General features: G+C 41.8%; 14 protein-coding genes and 1 pseudogene. 10 read left to right on the forward strand and 5 right to left on the reverse strand.

The features are described from left to right. Positions 1–234: 234 nt before the first annotated feature. From MIC7126_RS0103720 to MIC7126_RS0103755, 8 genes and pseudogenes are all read left to right on the forward strand, one after another. Positions 235–1,377 (forward strand): hypothetical protein, encoded by a 1,143-nt coding sequence (locus MIC7126_RS0103720; protein WP_017651778.1) that lies wholly within the window; start codon positions 235–237, stop codon positions 1,375–1,377. Between the two features lie 217 nt (positions 1,378–1,594). Next, positions 1,595–2,446: a WecB/TagA/CpsF family glycosyltransferase gene (locus MIC7126_RS0103725; RefSeq protein WP_017651779.1), complete on the forward strand. Its 852-nt coding sequence runs from the start codon at positions 1,595–1,597 to the stop codon at positions 2,444–2,446. A 259-nt stretch (positions 2,447–2,705) separates the two neighbouring features. Next, complete coding sequence (locus tag MIC7126_RS0103730; protein ID WP_017651780.1) at positions 2,706–3,230, forward strand: tetratricopeptide repeat protein; 525 nt, start codon at positions 2,706–2,708, stop codon at positions 3,228–3,230. Positions 3,231–3,444: 214 nt separating this feature from the next. Beyond that, the gene (locus MIC7126_RS0103735) at positions 3,445–5,418 is read left to right on the forward strand and encodes a primary-amine oxidase (protein WP_017651781.1); all 1,974 of its coding nucleotides are present in this window, start codon (positions 3,445–3,447) and stop codon (positions 5,416–5,418) included. A gap of 406 nt (positions 5,419–5,824) precedes the next feature. After that, a complete protein-coding gene (locus MIC7126_RS32385) occupies positions 5,825–6,202 on the forward strand; it encodes a hypothetical protein (RefSeq protein WP_026100013.1) in 378 nt (125 codons plus the stop codon). After that, a pseudogene (locus tag MIC7126_RS32390) lies at positions 6,153–6,728 on the forward strand (PhoX family protein); the annotation flags it as partial. The gene MIC7126_RS32385 and the pseudogene MIC7126_RS32390, both read left to right, overlap by 50 nt. Positions 6,729–7,154: 426 nt before the next feature. Beyond that, entirely contained in the window at positions 7,155–8,846 is a 1,692-nt protein-coding gene (ilvD, locus tag MIC7126_RS0103750) for a dihydroxy-acid dehydratase (protein WP_026100015.1), read from the forward strand. Between the two features lie 187 nt (positions 8,847–9,033). Continuing rightward, positions 9,034–9,702: a hypothetical protein gene (locus tag MIC7126_RS0103755; protein ID WP_017651783.1), complete on the forward strand. Its 669-nt coding sequence runs from the start codon at positions 9,034–9,036 to the stop codon at positions 9,700–9,702. Positions 9,703–9,930: 228 nt separating this feature from the next. Here the strand turns inward: MIC7126_RS0103755 and MIC7126_RS0103760 are convergent, their stop codons facing one another. Then, on the reverse strand, positions 9,931–11,082 hold the full coding sequence (locus MIC7126_RS0103760; protein ID WP_017651784.1) for an NAD(P)/FAD-dependent oxidoreductase: 1,152 nt from the start codon (positions 11,080–11,082) through the stop codon (positions 9,931–9,933). A gap of 63 nt (positions 11,083–11,145) precedes the next feature. Further along, entirely contained in the window at positions 11,146–11,463 is a 318-nt protein-coding gene (locus MIC7126_RS0103765) for a hypothetical protein (protein ID WP_017651785.1), read from the reverse strand. A gap of 531 nt (positions 11,464–11,994) precedes the next feature. Between MIC7126_RS0103765 and MIC7126_RS31805 the strand changes: the two genes are divergently transcribed. Both MIC7126_RS31805 and MIC7126_RS0103775 read left to right on the forward strand, forming a co-directional pair. Further along, entirely contained in the window at positions 11,995–12,240 is a 246-nt protein-coding gene (locus tag MIC7126_RS31805; protein ID WP_017651786.1) for a hypothetical protein, read from the forward strand. A 7-nt stretch (positions 12,241–12,247) separates the two neighbouring features. Then, positions 12,248–13,249, forward strand: coding sequence for a hypothetical protein (locus tag MIC7126_RS0103775; RefSeq protein ID WP_017651787.1), 1,002 nt, complete (start codon positions 12,248–12,250; stop codon positions 13,247–13,249). Positions 13,250–13,292: 43 nt separating this feature from the next. Here MIC7126_RS0103775 and glpK read toward each other — a convergent pair whose 3' ends face one another. The 3 genes from glpK to MIC7126_RS27075 form a co-directional block, all read right to left on the reverse strand. After that, positions 13,293–14,783, reverse strand: a complete 1,491-nt coding sequence (gene glpK / locus MIC7126_RS0103780) for a glycerol kinase GlpK (RefSeq protein WP_017651788.1) — start codon at positions 14,781–14,783, stop codon at positions 13,293–13,295. Positions 14,784–14,794: 11 nt separating this feature from the next. Next, complete coding sequence (locus MIC7126_RS0103785; RefSeq protein ID WP_017651789.1) at positions 14,795–15,979, reverse strand: PAS domain-containing protein; 1,185 nt, start codon at positions 15,977–15,979, stop codon at positions 14,795–14,797. 305 nt (positions 15,980–16,284) lie between these two features. Beyond that, the gene (locus MIC7126_RS27075; RefSeq protein ID WP_069108567.1) at positions 16,285–16,704 is read right to left on the reverse strand and encodes a DUF2207 domain-containing protein; all 420 of its coding nucleotides are present in this window, start codon (positions 16,702–16,704) and stop codon (positions 16,285–16,287) included. Between the last annotated feature and the right edge of the window lie 772 nt (positions 16,705–17,476).

Consider the following 17,476-nt stretch of genomic DNA (forward strand, 5'->3'; position numbering starts at 1 on the left):
GAAAATATTAAGCTTATTTTTCATCTGTATAAATAAGTTCTTTTGAATTAAGTGATAATACTATACCTGTGTTATTTGTCTTTTGTAATAGCTTAAAGATTGTGTGAATTCTAGTACAATTCCGTAAAAGAATAATGAAAAATGATACATTATCTTCATGTAAAAATCATAATCAAACTCAACTTTTTACCTTACCTTAATCAAGGGTTACTCATATTATTAAGTTAGAACCACATGCCCACAAATTCAAAACCGCTTGAATTGTTATATTTATCTCAATCTTTTGGTGGCAGAGCCATCAAAGACGCCTTCTTCAAACCTCAAAATGTATATGAGGTGGAAAAACATCTAGAAGCCGCCGTGCAATGGCTCAAGCGTGCCCATGACTCCAGTCCTGATGATGGCGTTAGTTGGGGATATTCTCTCAAAGGCGGGTGGCGGCAATCATACCGTGAAACCTCTGGCTACATTGCCGAAACTTTTTTAGATTTAGCGAAACAGAGGCAAGATAATGATGCTTGGGAGCGGACAATCACAATCTGTAAGTGGTTGATTAAGGTGCAGAATGAGGACGGCTCTATTTCTGATCCTCGCTACGGAGCAACTGGGATTGTTTTCGATACTGGTCAAGTGTTGCAAGGGTTGATCAAAGTCTATGAAGAAACTGGGAATCCTGACTTTCTCAAGGCGGCTGAAGCAGCGGGAGATTGGCTAGTCCGGGTGGCTGATGCTACTGGTCGTTGGACGAAGAACACCCACCTAGGTATACCCCATGTGTATAATGCTCGTGTAGCTTGGCAGTTATTGAAGCTACACACCGTTAGACCGAGCACAGATAGAGAAAGGGTAGGGCGGGCTAATCTAGATTGGGCAGTTAGCCAGCAAAAAGATGGATGGTTTGACCAATGCGCCTTTAGAGCCGGTGATGCGCCCTTCACCCACAACATTGCTTATGCGTTGCGGGGTTTGCTGGAATCTGGTTACTTGATGAATGACCAGAAGTATCTGGATGCAGCTACAGCAGGGGCGATGGCGATGATTCCCCATGTGACAGCAAATGGCTTTATTCCTGGACAATTTGATAGCAAAGGTCAGCCAGTAGGAAAATATTGCTGTCTAACTGGTAATTGTCAAATGGCGATCATTTGGCTCAAACTTTTCCGACAAACAGGCGATCGCATCTACTATGACGCAGCTAAAAAAAGCCTGCAATATGTCATGTCCACCCAAGATATTCATACCTCTAATTTAAATATGCGGGGTGGAATTAAGGGTTCACAACCAATTTGGGGAACATACACACGATTGTCCTACCCCAACTGGGCCACAAAGTTTTTTATTGATGGGTTACTACTACTGCTACAAACACCATCATGAAAAGACTAGCGATTTAGTAGAACCATCTGGAACTACCAAAAAGCTTGATAGAGAGGAGAACACTGATACCAAAAGGGAATAGGTTGTATGGTTTCAGATATTTGGAACTGTATGCGGGTGAGGATGTTTAATCCTAAATCCCCAATCTAAAATCCACTCATTGGTACGAGTCTGAGTTTTTAATTGATGGGTCAACAGTCCTACCAAAACCACACATATGAACAGACAAGCAATTTTAGAGCACAATCCTGAACTACCAAAAAAAGCTGGTACAGGAAAAAGTATCAAGGTTACAGATAGAGTACAGATTTTAAACACAGGTTTTGACCCCCTCACCTTGACTCAAACTGTGGACTGGGTGATTGATTTAATTAAATCCGGTCAAAGAGGATATATCTGCACGGTGAATGTCGCCATCTTAATGATGATGCGTTCTCACCCACAGTTACAAAATTTTGTTAGTAAAGCAGCATTAATTGTCGCCGACGGTCAACCGCTAATTTGGACTTCTAAGTTTCTCCCCTCGTCTTTACCAGAGAGAGTTACAGGAATTGATTTGATAGATGCGATCGCCCAAAGAGCCGAACAAGAGGGATTGGGTATCTATATTATGGGGGCTACTGCTCAAGTAATTAGCGCTGCAGTCGCCAAAATGCAGTCTAAGTATCCCCAACTGAAGATTTGTGGCTTCGACGACGGCTATTTTAAAGAAAATCAAGCTCCTCAAAGAGCACAAGCGATCGCTCAAAGTGGTGCTCAAATTCTCTTTGTTGGGATGGGAGTTCCAAGACAAGAAACTTTTTTAGAGAAAAATTGGGAAAAATTGGGCGTCAACTTGGCTATTGGCGTCGGTGGTAGCTTTGATGTTTACTCTGGATTGCGGAAACGCGCTCCCCTGTGGGTACAGGAAACCGGGTTAGAATGGCTCTATCGCTTAATTCAGGAACCACAAAGACTGTGGAAACGTTATTTGTTGACCAATTCCCAGTTTATGTTGGAGCTAGCAAAGTTCATGCTGACTCGCAATCGTCAGGTAACAGCACCAGTGGATTCAAGAGATAGAAACTAGATAACAACTTCATCAGGGCATCTACCCAGCTAAAATCATGTCTGGAATCTGATGAAAATCTCTACCAGCTTTACATATATATAGAGTGTTTGTTGGATTTTTGTGATATTATTTATCACCCGCTTTCACAGGTAATTGGTTTAATCAAACCTGATTTTTAGACAATTTAAAACCCCCAGCGACTATCAGATTCTAAGATAGAATATGGGTGTTAGAGCATCTATACGTAAGTATATATGCATACCTGTATTTCAAGGCTATGGATAACAATCTAGCGATCGTTTATCTCTCAATTTTGGTAGGTCTACTCGCATTTACGGTGGTGAGTGTTTTTCGCCAAATTTTTAAAACTCGCAAAACTGAAAGCTCACTCTCGCGCTTGCGAAGCAAATTGAATAAAGAAAAAGGCACGACTCAAGAGTATTATGAGTTAGCCAGTATTTATTCAGAAAAAAAATTATATTCTCAAGCGATCGCTTTATTTCAAAAAGCTCTCAAAGCCGCTGAAGAAGAAAAAGAAGAAAATAGCGCCCCCATTTATAACGGATTGGGCTATGCACACTTTGCCCAAGAGCAATATGATTTAGCAATTCGTCAGTATAAAGAAGCTATCAAAAATCAACCAGATTATGTAACAGCGCTGAATAACCTTGGTCATGCTTACGAGCGGAAAAAATTAACTACTCAAGCGCTACAAACATACGAAGAAGCATTGAAATATCAGCCAAATAATGCTACAGCTAAACGCCGCGCTGAATCTCTCCGACGCCTAGTTTCTGCATAGCATAGTGTTGGTTATTTGTAGGGACGCGGTTTCCGCGTTCCTCAAAAATGCAACTTTTAGTTTCCACCAAAACTTAGTTACGATAAAGCATTTAACGCTGTTTGCAAAGTTTTAGTGTAGCTTAGTCTGTGGGTAATTACTGTTACGGTTAACATATCATTTTAGGGTTAGCCTCTTCATAGATTTCTATATTGTTTGAACCTACCCTAAAGTAATGATTAAACACCTCAAACAGTTTTTTAAATTAGTTATTTTTCTTATCGTCTTTGTTTCTTTCTTCATTGGATTTAAAGTCACATTATCTGCTCAAACACCAAAGATTTCTCATCCTTTAACTGCATTAACTACAGCGGAAATCACCACAGCCGTTGCAGTTATCAAACAGGATAAAAAACTCAGTGAAATGGCAGTTTTTCCCTTAATTACCTTACAGGAACCAGATAAAACCGAGGTTGTCAATTTCACTGCTGGTCAACCTTTTCAAAGAAAAGCTTTTTTGGTAGTCTATGAACGTGCAAAAAACCAAACCTACGAAAGTGTAGTTGATTTAAAAACTAAAACCTTAAGTTTTTGGAAACAGATAACCAATGTCCAACCAGCAATAGTTAATCTAGAATATCAACTAGCAAATAAACTGGTTAAATCTGATCCGCAATGGCAAACAGCGATGCGAAAAAGAGGAATTACAGATTTTAATCGAGTGCAAATTAGTTGCTGGGCGCCGGGAATTTTAAATAAACAAGAACAAGACGCAGGTAATCGTCTTTGTCGAGCTTTATCTTATTATAAAACTGGTTGTAATTATTACGGCAGCCCAATTGAAGGTGTAATTGCCAATGTGGATTTAAATACCAATAAAATTGCTAGTTTTGTAGATACTGGGATAGTTCCTTTTTCTAGGGAAAATTGGAATTATAATAGTAAATCACTGATATCATTAAAAGCGTTAAAAATACTGCAACCAGACGGTAAAAATTTTCAAATTCAAGGCAATGAAGTTAGTTGGCAAGGTTGGAAGTTTCGTTATATAATGCATCCCCGTGATGGGTTAGTATTGTATCAAGTAACTTACAAAGATGGAGAGAAAATTAGACCAGTTCTATACCGCGCTAGCCTTTCAGAAATGGTAGTTCCCTATGGCGACCCTCAACCTAATTGGGCTTTTAGAAATGCTTTTGATGTAGGGGAATACAACTTCGGTTCTCTTGCTAACACAATGGAATTAGGAAAAGAAATTCCTGAGAATGGTTTATTATTAGACGCGGTTTTGGCTAATGAAAAAGGAGAACCAGCAGTCATACCAGGAATGATTGGGATTTACGAGCGAGATCATGGTATGCTCTGGAAGCATTATGAATATAATACTCAACGAAACGATGTGCGGCGGCGTCGAGAATTAGTCATGACCATGACGGCGGCGATTGACAATTATGATTACAGCCTCAATTGGATTTTTCATCAAGACGGGACATTGGAAATTCAAAATGAGTTGACAGGTATTGTATTAGCCCAGGGAACCGCTGCAGAAAAACAATCTGAAAATAATCCTTATGGGCGCTTAATAGCAAAGAATATTTTTGGTGTAAATCATCAGCACTTTTTCAATTACCGCTTAGATTTAGATGTTGATGGTCAGGCTAATTCAGTGATGGAAATGAATGTGCAAGCCTTACCTATGAATCAGGATAACCCATGGGGAAATGCGATCGCACTTCAAGAAACCCCGCTAACCACAGAAACTGCGGCTGTGCGGGACTTGGACATGAAACAAAGTCGAGAATGGATGATTGTCAGTGCAGACAAAAAGAATAGCTTAGGGGCAGCAACTGGATATATGCTAATGCCAGGAAGCAACAGTATATTTTTACCTGTAGAAGGTGCAAATATCCGCCAAAAAGCTGGTTTTGCAACTCACCATGTTTGGGTGACGAAATATCAACCAAATGAACTTTATGCAGGTGGTAATTATCCCAACCAAACTCAGCCTGGACAGGGTTTACCTCAATATATTGCTGATAATCAATCCTTAACAAATCAAGATATTGTAATGTGGTACACGATGGGAGTTACCCACGTTCCCAAACCAGAAGACTGGCCTGTAATGCCAACTCATCGAGTAGGTTTTAAGCTAGTTCCTAGAGGTTTTTTTAATCGCAATCCAGCAATCAATGTAGTGATGCAAAATTGATTAGACCTGCCTTGAAAATATAGATTTCAATGTGTAGCCCAAAGTATATATTTTGGGCTATTTCGTTTTTTTTTGATAACCAAGCAAAATCTCTGTGTAAAAACATATTTTTATATAAAAAAGAATTTTTAATAAAATTAAATTAAGCGCTGTATAACCTAATGTTAATACTCGCCAATTAAAATCTGTCTTAAAATCTTGTCAATTATCGTAGACCTCAAAGCCGTATAAGCTGGTCTTGATTTGCCATTACCCGAAGGATATTAGTCATTGGAATCACGGCAAATCTCCCAAAAGCAACTGAGTAATTATTAAAGATGCAAAGTTTTTTTGACGAGATTTTCATTATTATCAAGAGATTAATTACCTCATAACTTCATAACCTTAAAAGAGAGGAAAACTCAAAATGAAAGGTCGCTTTCACCCTAAGAACAATCAAACAGTCAACCCATCTGGTAACGAATCAATCCGCGACGTGATTGAGCGTATGGGAATGAAGCGTCGGCGTTTCATCATGACCGCTGTGGGAACATCAGTGTTGACATCTTTGGGCGATGTGACAATTGGTGGTTTTCTCAAAACTATGCAGGCTGCTCCTATCCCTGCAGGATCTGGATTTAGCGGTATTGGCTTTGAGAGCATCCGACCAAATCTGCTCAACCCAGCTACCGGACTTCTAGAAAAAGACTTGGTTAGTGTTCCTGAAGGTTACAAAGCCGAAGTACTGATATGTAGATGGAACAACAAGTGCAGGTGGTGCGCGTCCTCCCGTCGATGCGGCTAATCCCCGTCCTGACAACCGCTACGGACACATTATCCGCTGGCGTGAGACTGGACGGACTGTGACAGCTACTACCTTTTCTTGGGATATTTTCCTAGAAGCAGGCGATCGCAAACGGACTGAGCCAAATTTAGTTGGTAACATCAATGGTGACGACATGAGTTCACCAGATGGTCTGTGGTTTGATGACTTCGGTCGCTTGTGGATTCAAACTGACCACGCAGGTGATGGTAAAGGTGACTTGGCAAATATTGGTGGTAACACTATGTCCTGTGTTGACCCCAATACCAAACAAGTGAGACTCTTTTTGACCAGCCCCACAGATTGCGAAGTAACTGGTGTTACCAGCACACCCGATGGTAAAACTATGTTCATTAACATCCAGCACCCAGGTGATGGTGGTAATAAAGCGAATCCTACGTTGACCAGCAACTGGCCTCATAGCCAAGGTTACGGCCCCCAAGGACGCCCCCGTTCTGCAACAGTAGTAATTACCCGTAATGATGGTGGTATCATTGGCGGACTTTAAACAGTGTAGGGGCTGCTAGTAAAAAACCCCAAAAACTCTCAATAAAGTCTCTGGAAATTACCTGAATTCTGCCCAAGCAAGGATTCAGGTAAGTTAAATATTATTTTGAGACATAGCTAAATATCTCTAAAAAACCTCCGCGTACCCACCGAAGTTCAGAGACGCTCGCGGACTCGCTACCGCTGCGCTAACGGCGGAAGCCGCCGCTCCGACTTCTCTTTGCGCTCACCTACCGAACTTTGCTCAACGCGGGAAACCCGCGCACGCAAGTTCTCTCAGCGCACCTCTGCGTTAAAAAAAATTAAATTAATATCACCTTTATTCCCCAACTAAGTATAAAGACTTATGTTTTATAAAGTGCCGTCTTTTGAGAAAATCAATAAAGACAATCGCAACAGTTGCGATCATGGCACACAAGGAAAAAAGATGTCGGAGAACTTAAGAAGCCAAGTTGTCACTCAAGGGGTGCAGAGAGCGCCTAATCGCGCTATGCTGCGTGCAGTTGGTTTTCGGGATGAAGATTTTAATAAAGCCATTGTGGGTATTGCCAATGGTTATAGTACTATAACTCCCTGCAATATGGGGATTAATCAACTAGCGCAAAGAGCAGAAGCTGGGGTGAAAAGCGCTGGGGCAATGCCGCAGATGTTCGGTACAATTACCATTAGTGACGGAATTTCAATGGGAACCGAGGGAATGAAATACTCCCTCGTGTCGCGGGAGGTAATTGCAGATGCCATCGAAACCGCCTGTACTGGACAAAGCATGGACGGTGTTTTGGCGATTGGCGGTTGTGATAAAAATATGCCTGGGGCAATGATTGCGATCGCTCGCATGAATATTCCCGCTATCTTTGTTTATGGTGGGACAATTAAACCCGGACACTACAACGGCAAAGATTTAACTCTTGTCAGTGCTTTTGAAGCAGTAGGTCAATTCAGCGCCGGTAAAATTGACAGCGACGAACTCTTAGCAGTGGAAAGTCTGGCTTGTCCTGGTGCTGGTTCTTGTGGTGGAATGTACACTGCCAACACCATGTCTTCGGCTTTTGAAGCTTTGGGGATGAGTCTACCTTATTCTTCAACAATGGCGGCTGAGGATGCAGAGAAAGCCGACAGTACGGAAAAATCAGCTTCCGTTTTAGTAGAAGCTATCCGCAAGCAAATACTCCCCCGCCAGATTATAACTCGCAAATCCATCGAAAATGCAATTTCTGTAATCATGGCTGTGGGTGGTTCCACAAATGGCGTTTTGCACTTTTTGGCGATCGCTCACGCTGCGGGTGTGGAACTCACACTCGATGATTTTGAAATTATCCGTGCCCGTGTGCCAGTGTTGTGTGATTTGAAACCCAGCGGCAAGTATGTAGCCACGGATTTGCACAAAGTCGGGGGAATTCCCCTAGTGATGAAAATGCTGTTGGTACATGGATTATTACACGAGGACTGCTTGACAATTAGCGGCGAAACCATCGCCGAAGTCCTCGCAGATATCCCAGAAACACCAGCCGCAGACCAAGATGTCATCCGTCCTTGGCACAACCCAATGTATGCTCAAGGTCACTTAGCGATTCTTAAAGGTAATTTAGCGACAGAAGGGGCTGTAGCGAAAATTACCGGGGTAAAAAAACCTGTAATCACTGGCCCTGCTAGAGTGTTTGAATCAGAAGAAGCTTCTTTAGATGCAATTTTGGCAGGGAAAATCCAAGCAGGCGACATCCTCGTCATCCGCTATGAAGGACCGAAAGGCGGCCCCGGTATGCGGGAAATGCTCGCCCCCACCTCAGCCATCATCGGTGCGGGTTTAGGTGATACTGTCGGGTTAATTACCGACGGGCGATTTTCTGGCGGTACTTATGGTATAGTGGTTGGGCATGTTGCACCGGAAGCTGCGGTGGGTGGTGCGATCGCTCTGGTTAAAGAAGGCGATAGCATCACTATAGATGCGCCATCCCGTCTACTGCAACTCAATATATCCGACGCCGAACTAGCCCAGCGCCGCGCTGATTGGCAAGCCCCCGCCCCACGTTACACTAAAGGTGTATTAGGGAAATACGCTAAATTGGTATCTTCTAGCAGCGTTGGTGCAGTCACAGATTTGGATTTGTTTAAAAATTAGCTGTTAGTATAGCTAAATCGAGTTATGAAAAACTCCACCTACAGATTGGCGTTTTTTATAATCGTATTAACAGACATATCCAAAAGTGAATCTAGAGACGTGAACTTTCGCGTCTCTACCAATATTTGAGATCACCCATAATTAATTTCTGGATATGTCTATTTAGTTAGTAGTGGTAGAATGTCATATGGTTGCTCAAATAGACATACATTTGCCCAACACAGTTGTGCAGCACTGGCAACAAGCGCAAAATTTAGTCAATACCAGTGTTCAATCCATCACGAATTCTGCACAACAAGTCGGCGAATCTTTAAAAACAACCGCAACACAAGCAGCGAGCACAACTTTAGAACAAGCCAAAGAATCCCTATCACAAAGCCTGCAAACTGCCGAACAAATTCAGCAAACAACATCAGCAGCATTAAAAACAGCGATCGCTTCTCAGATTAATGATTGGTTAGCACAACACCCAATCTTCTTAAATTTATTGCACATCCTCAATTGGGCAGCTAATCATCCCATCATTAGTTTTATATTGCTGCTTTTTATTTTAGCTTTAATTTGGAGCATTATTTCAGCAATTATCCGTCTAATCATAGCTGTCAGTTGGTCAGTAATTCAAATTCCCTTAAAATTACTTCAAACTTTAATCAAAGCCAGCTTGTTTCCTTTATTTAAGCTCAGTAGCCTATCCGCACCAAAAACCACTAAAAACCTCGCAATTTTACCATCTAAAAACTCTACAAATATTTATCACAATAAACAACAACGATTAGCAGAAATTTCCAGCCGTTTGGAAGCAATTAAAGGAGAACAAAATCAGCTATTACAAGAAGCTGCAGATTTAATTAAATAGCTGGGAGAAAATAAAGGGCGTTGCTGAATTGGAAATATGAATTTGTCTCACGCATAGACGCGGAGCGGCTTCCCGCAGGGTAGGCGCAAAGACGCAGAGAGTAAGAGGTAGGCACATAGGTTAGGACATGAACTAAAGATAAAACGCTTACACAAAGTGATTTTCAATCCTCATCCCTCATCCCTAATCCCTAATCCCTAATCCCTATTCCCTATTCCCTATTCCCCGCTATAAAAATCTTTGCGGTGATAACTGAGTAATTATCTCATCTTCCTTACCAGTAACAAAGTCAGCAAATCGCTTTGCTAATGGTGGTACTATTGTCAAAGAATTGCTAAATCCAGAGAAAATATGAATATTTTCAAATCTTGGGATAGCACCAATTAAAGGTAAGCGATCGCCACTAAAAGGTACTAAGCAATGATGCCAAGTACCGGGTAAATTTTTTAAAGCTGGTAATATTTGACCAACACTTTCTCGTAACCATTTTTCACTAGCTGCAGCGTCAACTTGAGCTTGAGTATCTGTGAGAATGCGGCTAATTTGACCCAAACGCAAACTACCATCTGCAAACTGAATTGCACCCGCATCTAAAATTGGCGATACGGGTTCATTACCCGGTTCATCCCACAAGTGCTCAAATTGAGTTGATATAGCTTCTAACTGAAAACGGTGTAAATTAGCCGGACTCACCAAAGTGCGTAATTGCAGATTTACAGGTGGCGTTTCCACAATTTCCCCATGGGTGAAATAAATTTTAATGGGAATACCAGATGATTTTAATAACTGTCGGCCGAGTCCACCCGCACAGACAACAATATTTGCACCGTGATAAACTTCGTTAGTAGTTTTGACAATATTGGGCAGTATTTGCCAGACTGGAGATATTTGTATTTCACCGCCAGCGCGTAAGAAAGCTTGCTTCAAAGCTTGGGTTGTTTTCCCTGGATGAATATGACCATGTTTAGCGGTTAAAGCACCGCTAATGGCTTGTGGATTCAGCAGCGGTTCTAACTCACAAGCTTCGGCGACACTGATCAAGCGGGGTGGAATCGCACAACCAGCATACAACGTAGCTGTCGCCTCTGGGTCGCTAGCGGTGTCAACAGTCAGTACTAAGTTTAATTCCCGGAATTGGATATCAGCGTCTAACTCTAGAGATAAAATATGATAGCGAGCGATCGCCTCGGTACACAACTGACGAGTTAGTGGTGTGGTAGCCGACCAATATCCTAGACCACCGTAACTAAAGCGGGTTGCATTCTGCGGTGTAGCACTCTGCTCTAACAACAGCACCGCCAAACCTACCTTCGCTAACTCATAAGCTAGCGTCGCACCAGTAATTCCACCACCAACAACAATCCAGTCGCAGGTTTTCATCATACTCGCCTTGAAAATAGGGGGCTAGAGACTAGGGAAAAACATTGCCCCTAGCCCCTAGAATTATCTCAAAGACTGACCCGCTTGGGATAGTAGCCGTGCTAGTTGGCGTACCTTCGAGGCGATATCAGGGTTAGCATTGGTAGCAGCTTCGGAGGTATCTTCCCCTAAATCAGTAAGAATATCAGCGATCGCCGCTTGATCGCTACTGCTATTCGATAGTGCCAATTTTAGCTCATCCAAATCCTCAGCCAGATCAGTTCCTTGTAGTTGTTGTTGCCAACTATTGATCACAGCGATAGCTTGCTCAACAGGGATTGAGGTCAGACCTTTTTGTAAGGCAGAAATGGTAGTATCTAGGTCAACATTTTGAGTAGCCATAATTGACTCCTGGGTTCAGTAAATTTGGTATGTAACAAATGATTTCCGAATTAGTCGTGAAAATTAAGCTCATACCTCATTGAATTTTTGTGAATGTAAAGACTGAATTCCTCGGCCCAGAGATATAGCTTGATATAACTTCATCATTTCACAAACCCAGCCTAGCAACAGAAGACAAAACCACACTCAGTAGCTTGGTGTCTGGGTTTTATATTGGTTTTATGTCATAAAATACTCAACGACAGCCATAAGTAAATAATTTCACCCGTCATCCTTCATACTTCATACTTCTTCACCCTAGCCTGCGCCAAGTCCACCAGAAGGCTTTCCGCTCTTTAGCAAGTGGCGTCGAAGACTGCGACTCCCTCACCGCTCCGCGTCTACATACTTTACAATTCATAATCTTCGGTTAGATATACAGACACCAAATAGTTTATTTTAATAAAATTGGCAAGTTAATACACACTGATGCTATTTGATTTGCTTGAATAGCTATATTGATAGGACAAATATTCGTCGGAACTGGAGATTATGGCTAGTAAGTTAATTGATGTTAGAGAGTACACTGTCAGGGCGCATAAAAGGGAGATTCATACTCGTGTGTTCAACTTTGTCTGTAAGCAGTGCGACGAACCTACAAAGCGCGAAACTTTTGGGACTCGACCATTATATTGTGAGGTTTGTCGCCCTCCCCAAGCACCGAAAAAACCACAGCCCCAAGTGACAAAAGCTAAACCCCGGCCCATGACTTACAAAAGTACCTCTGATTTGGATTGATTGAAGCATGAATTTAAAAGGACACTTAGAAGCACCTCCCGATACTCTCCTCTCGCCATTATTGGAACTCAGAGAGCATTACGCCCGCATGACTCAAGAGTACGAACGCTTATATACACAGGCGCGCGAGCAGCTGGAGCATGTGGAAGCTTTGTTATCTAGTTGGTCAACTTCACAGACTGATAACCAGTTTTCAATACTAGAAGCAGTACCGGAAACCGCTAGACCTTTTGCTGGTGAACCGCGTTTGTCTCTGTCTCCTGCAGAAATTGCTGATATTGATGTGGTGCAGTCTGAGGGGTCAGAACCCACAAAGACAAACAATTTGCAGATAGATGATTCTCCATTTCCTACTAATAACAACGAGTACTTGAATTTAAGTACATCTGCAGAAAATCACGATCATTCTGGCAGGATATTAGATATTCCGATGCTGCCAGAATATCAAAATCTCACTCGGATGGAAGCTATCAAGAAACTATTGCAAGAACACATTGGTACTGTGTGTCATATAGACTTCATTGTGCGATCGCTCTATGGTGAGTTAGACCCCCATGTATTCAAAGTCGTTAAAGGTAGAGTTCAATCCTCTCTAACACAAGGTAGAGAAAGAACCGCTTGGTATGGTATCCCTGAAGAACCCGGTTGTTATACTCTAGATTTAGGTTTACTTACTTCCGGTAATGTCAAAAATGTTAAATCCAAGAAAAAACCTCTGGTATTTCCCAAGACAAAAATAGTCCCGATGCTGAGACCATTTGATGGTCAATTTTTGATTGATGCTATCTCTTCTCTTTTAAAACAAAATTCGGGAAAAATTTTCACTGTAGCAGAAGTAATCGCCGGATTATATGGCGATATCGATGCGGAGGATACCAGAGAAATTAAAAGCAAAGTGCTCAATGAATTGTCCAGAGGCTATCGCACAGGACGATTTTCTAAAATACCAGACAAAATCGGCTTGTATACCTGGGATGTAAAATTGGCACTGGAGAAAAAGCCCGGTTGAAGGGTCAAAAAATAGGAATAAAACTGTTAAGAGTTCCCTACCCCTAACTCATAGCAATATCTACCCAATTCAGAGTGCGTTGCACTGCTTTTAGCCAAGTGGCAAAGTTTCTCAAGACTCTATCTCTATCTTGACTCGGTTCAAACACTCTGTCTATCTGACGTTGCTGGAGTAGCTCTGGATAACTAAGCCAGAATCCCACGGCTAGACCTGCAGCAAATGCTGCACCTTGTACGGTTGTATCGCGGATTGTGGGGCGTTCTATGGGAATTCCTAGCACATCTGCTTGGAACTGCATGAGAAAATTATTCTCGCAAGCACCACCATCTACGGTTAGTCGCTTCATCGGCGTGTTACTAGATGCATTAATCGCCTGTACTACTTCCACAACTTGGTAAGCGATCGCTTCTAAAACAGCCCGTACCAAATGCTGCGGTTGGACTCTAGCGGTGAGTCCGAAAAAAGCTCCCCTCGCGGTCATATCCCAGTATGGTGTACCGAGTCCGCTGAATGCTGGGACAAAGTAGACTCCGCCGTTATCGGGTACTTGATTCGCCATCAACTCGGTTTCAGCCGCCGAGTTAATGATTTTCATCCCATCGCGTAACCATTGGATACAAGCGCCACTAGTAAACATACTGCCTTCCAGTGCATAACCCACATCTTTTTTTTGTGTCCAAGCAATTGTAGAGATTAATTGTTGTGGCGATCGCACAATTTCCGTGCCAGTGTGAGCTACTAAAAAAGTACCAGTACCGTAAGTACATTTCATTAAACCAGGGCGATCGCAGCCGTGACCAAATAGAGCCGCTTGCTGATCTCCCAAAATTGCCGCGATCGGGATGCTAGCGCCGACCACAGAGGCATCTGTTACCCCAAATTCCCCTAGGCTGGGGCGAATTTGAGGCAAGATATGAGCTGGAATCTGGAATAAATCAAGTAGGTGCTCATCCCACTCACAAGTCTGGAGATTCATCAACATCGTGCGACTGGCGTTGCTGTGGTCAGTGGCGTGGACTTTACCGCCCGTAAGGTTCCACAACACCCAGCTATCAATTGTCCCAGCTAAGAGATGACGCCGGTCAACATCAGGAAACTGGTCTAACAACCATCTGATTTTAGTAGCTGAGAAATAGGCGTCAATAATTAAGCCAGTGCGATCGGAAATTTCCGGTGCATATCCCTGAGCTTGCAATTGATGGCAAAAAGCCGCAGTGCGGCGGTCTTGCCAAACAATCGCCCGATGCAGAGGTTTTCCAGTCGTTTTGTCCCAAATCAAGCAGGTTTCCCGCTGTACAGTCAAGCCGAGCGCGACCACCGCCTTTGGGGTAATTTGCGCCTCAGCCAGAGCACTCTGCATCAAAGTGCAAGTATCTTGCCAAATTTGCTCTGCGTCATGCTCCAACCAGCCAGGACAAGGATAATACTGTGTCAGTTCTTTGTATGCTCGCCCCACCACCTTTCCTTCCGTGTCAAACACAAAAGCACGGTTTCCCGTGGTACCCAAATCCAACGCCAAAATATAACCAAACATCTACACTTAGTTTATTCACCAAAACCTTTCAAAATTATATGTTTTTTTGCGTCAAAACTAATTAATCTTTGTTGTTGTAACTTACTAATCAGACGTGTAATCGTCACCCTTGTAGTACAGCAGGCGCTAGCAATATCTTCATGAGTTAAGCGCACACTGAGACGAATTCCTTCAGTTACAGGTTCACCGACTTCTTGTTTCAAAAATTGGAAAAGATGGTGCAGGCGCTCTTGCACTCGCCGTTTACCAGCAATCACTAAAAAATATTCTGTCTGCTGTAATCGCTGATTGATTTTTGGTAAAATAGCGCAACTCAGCATCGGTGAAACAGCGATTTCTGCTAAATAAATAGATACTAATTCCACATCAGCAAGAGCAGTTGCTTGGTAAATTTGTAAAGATGTCATACTAGAACCAAAAACCATTCCTGTTGTCGCTAGCCCAATCAGCACTTCTTCGCCTGTTTCACAAAATGTACTTAATTTAACCAAACCCTGGCGAACGTACCAAATTACTAATGGGTTGAGAGGAATTGTTTCACCTTTAGAATATTTATGTATCGAGCGATTTTGGCTGAGGTCATTGTCATTCTTGACGATTGCAGATTCTATTTGGTGGTGGCGCTCGGTGACATCTCTGATTTGCCAACGAATAGCAATAACTCTTCCTTGTTGATTGCGAACAACCGCCATTGTCAAAGCCGCATCAAAGCAATCGCTGTTTTTTTGTTGCAAGCGAATAACTAATTCTCTGACTCTATGGGATGGTGGTAATTGTGATAATTGAATAAGTTCATTACGAAAGCGCTGACGTTCTTCTGTAGGGACAAAATTAATTAAAGATTTACCCAACAGTAATTGCTTAGAGATTTTGAATAATTGCGCTGTGGGCTGGTTAGCTTCTTGAATAACGCTGTCTGTATTGGTGACTAAATAAGCGTCCGGCGCAAACTCAAATAACTCTTGGTAGTGTTGGCGTTCCGTTTCTAACAAATTGCGCGTTTGGATGAGTTCTTCATTTTGCTGATACAGTTCTTCCGCCGCTAGCTGTACCATCCTAGAGGTACTATAGAGTTCTTTAAAAGCTTGTGGCAGCATATCAGGCGGAATCCAAGGTAGTACACTAGCAGTCTGGTATAAATCTGCTAAACGTGTATGTAGAGTTTCTGCGCGTTGGATAAATTTTTCTATGTTCACCTTCAATTCCTGGGATTTACTGACAAAGCGAAGATCAAGATTTGGCTACGTAAAACTGAGCAATAATTTTGACAAATTTTAGTATGTCTACAGGTTCATGATCATCGGATTTATTTTTTAAAAATGGAAATTAATACTCAAATTAACTTGAGCAACATCTATTTATTCATCATACGTAGTAATTTCAGATATATCATAATACAGGTGAAAAAACTGATTTATGATTACTCTTAACACCACACAGGAAATCTTGTCTTGACTGAGCGCTGAGTGCATGACTTATAGCTGACAGCTATCGACTGTTTCTATCTTTGATGAAAAAATTCTGAAAAGTCAGTTATGTAAGAACGTAAAAGACGCCGACCTAAGATGACGCCGATTTCTGACCATACTAATGAGCCAATTAAAATAGTAGCTAGTAGAGAAATCAGGTAAGAAGGTAAAGTCGGTAGTCCAAAAATTTCTAACATGGCGCCGAAAGCTATAAAAACACCAGCAGCTATACCTAAAAACGGAATTAACAACTGTAACTTTGCCCATCGAGATAGAATCACAAGAGAATGATTCTTATCCCATTGTTTTACCCGTTGTCGTAGCGTAATCACAAATGGCAAACTACAAGTTAGGGTAATTAGTAAGCCAATCACAAGTAGAACATATGGCGGTTGTGAGTATTTAAATAATACAAAATCATGCAATTGCTGTAAGTATTTAGACCAATCCATAATTAATCCACTCCCTTTTTTGAATGCTTGTGTTACCAGCATTCCTCCAGCTATCCCGATGTAGGGTGTGCTATCTTAATTTTTCTCACAATTTCACATCATTAGGTGACTAATCTGGTGTTTTTCTGGAAAAATCAATCTTTCATGAATGCTATCGATACTGACAAGAATTTTAGCTGGTTTGTGAAGAATAATTCCCAACACAATCAGCTGTATACTGTGATTACTCAACAGCTTAACTAGTATTATGTCTACCAACTTCTACCAGAAGAACTAGGTGCTTATTACTAAAGGTATAAGCCTAATTTTAAATTGCTCTGTGAGCTTGAATACAATTTTTTGTTAAATGTATTTTTTTAGACTTGCTATTTGACTTTGAGAAAGAAGTATTTGTGTATGTAGACACATGATGGCTTAACTAGGATAGCTTCTTTGGTTAGAGGACAACTAAATTTGTGAACGATATAGTTCAAGTATGTATAACAGCTGTTCAACACGTAGTTGTTCGGGAGTGATGAGCAAGATATTCATAGTATCGAAGCTATTCACTCCTATTTATTAGATTTAATTGGAGAAGAGGGGTTAGGGATTAGGGGCTAGGGACAAGATTTATCAACGATTTAATTATGGTTTACCTGAAACCCATTTAGAGACTTTGCAATGTCACGTCTTTATAGTTATTGGATAATTGCCTTGAGGCGTTCTCCGGTTATGAGTGTAGGTAGAGGCGGTTTGTTTGGGCAAAATTTTGAGCACAGTTACCCCTTTTTTG

Origin of the sequence: Fortiea contorta PCC 7126, from assembly GCF_000332295.1 — a bacterium.
GTDB classification, from domain to species: domain Bacteria; phylum Cyanobacteriota; class Cyanobacteriia; order Cyanobacteriales; family Nostocaceae; genus Fortiea; species Fortiea contorta.

What these genes read in the sequence shown, in the direction of transcription:
- MIC7126_RS0103720 (WP_017651778.1), top strand. Translation starts at nt 235, where the DNA reads ATGCCCACAAATTCAAAACCGCTTGAATTGTTATATTTATCTCAATCT.
- MIC7126_RS0103725 (WP_017651779.1), top strand. Translation starts at nt 1,595, where the DNA reads ATGAACAGACAAGCAATTTTAGAGCACAATCCTGAACTACCAAAAAAA.
- MIC7126_RS0103730 (WP_017651780.1), top strand. Translation starts at nt 2,706, where the DNA reads ATGGATAACAATCTAGCGATCGTTTATCTCTCAATTTTGGTAGGTCTA.
- MIC7126_RS0103735 (WP_017651781.1), top strand. Translation starts at nt 3,445, where the DNA reads ATGATTAAACACCTCAAACAGTTTTTTAAATTAGTTATTTTTCTTATC.
- MIC7126_RS32385 (WP_026100013.1), top strand. Translation starts at nt 5,825, where the DNA reads ATGAAAGGTCGCTTTCACCCTAAGAACAATCAAACAGTCAACCCATCT.
- ilvD (WP_026100015.1), top strand. Translation starts at nt 7,155, where the DNA reads ATGTCGGAGAACTTAAGAAGCCAAGTTGTCACTCAAGGGGTGCAGAGA.
- MIC7126_RS0103755 (WP_017651783.1), top strand. Translation starts at nt 9,034, where the DNA reads ATGGTTGCTCAAATAGACATACATTTGCCCAACACAGTTGTGCAGCAC.
- MIC7126_RS0103760 (WP_017651784.1), bottom strand. Translation starts at nt 11,082, where the DNA reads ATGAAAACCTGCGACTGGATTGTTGTTGGTGGTGGAATTACTGGTGCG.
- MIC7126_RS0103765 (WP_017651785.1), bottom strand. Translation starts at nt 11,463, where the DNA reads ATGGCTACTCAAAATGTTGACCTAGATACTACCATTTCTGCCTTACAA.
- MIC7126_RS31805 (WP_017651786.1), top strand. Translation starts at nt 11,995, where the DNA reads ATGGCTAGTAAGTTAATTGATGTTAGAGAGTACACTGTCAGGGCGCAT.
- MIC7126_RS0103775 (WP_017651787.1), top strand. Translation starts at nt 12,248, where the DNA reads ATGAATTTAAAAGGACACTTAGAAGCACCTCCCGATACTCTCCTCTCG.
- glpK (WP_017651788.1), bottom strand. Translation starts at nt 14,783, where the DNA reads ATGTTTGGTTATATTTTGGCGTTGGATTTGGGTACCACGGGAAACCGT.
- MIC7126_RS27075 (WP_069108567.1), bottom strand. Translation starts at nt 16,704, where the DNA reads ATGGATTGGTCTAAATACTTACAGCAATTGCATGATTTTGTATTATTT.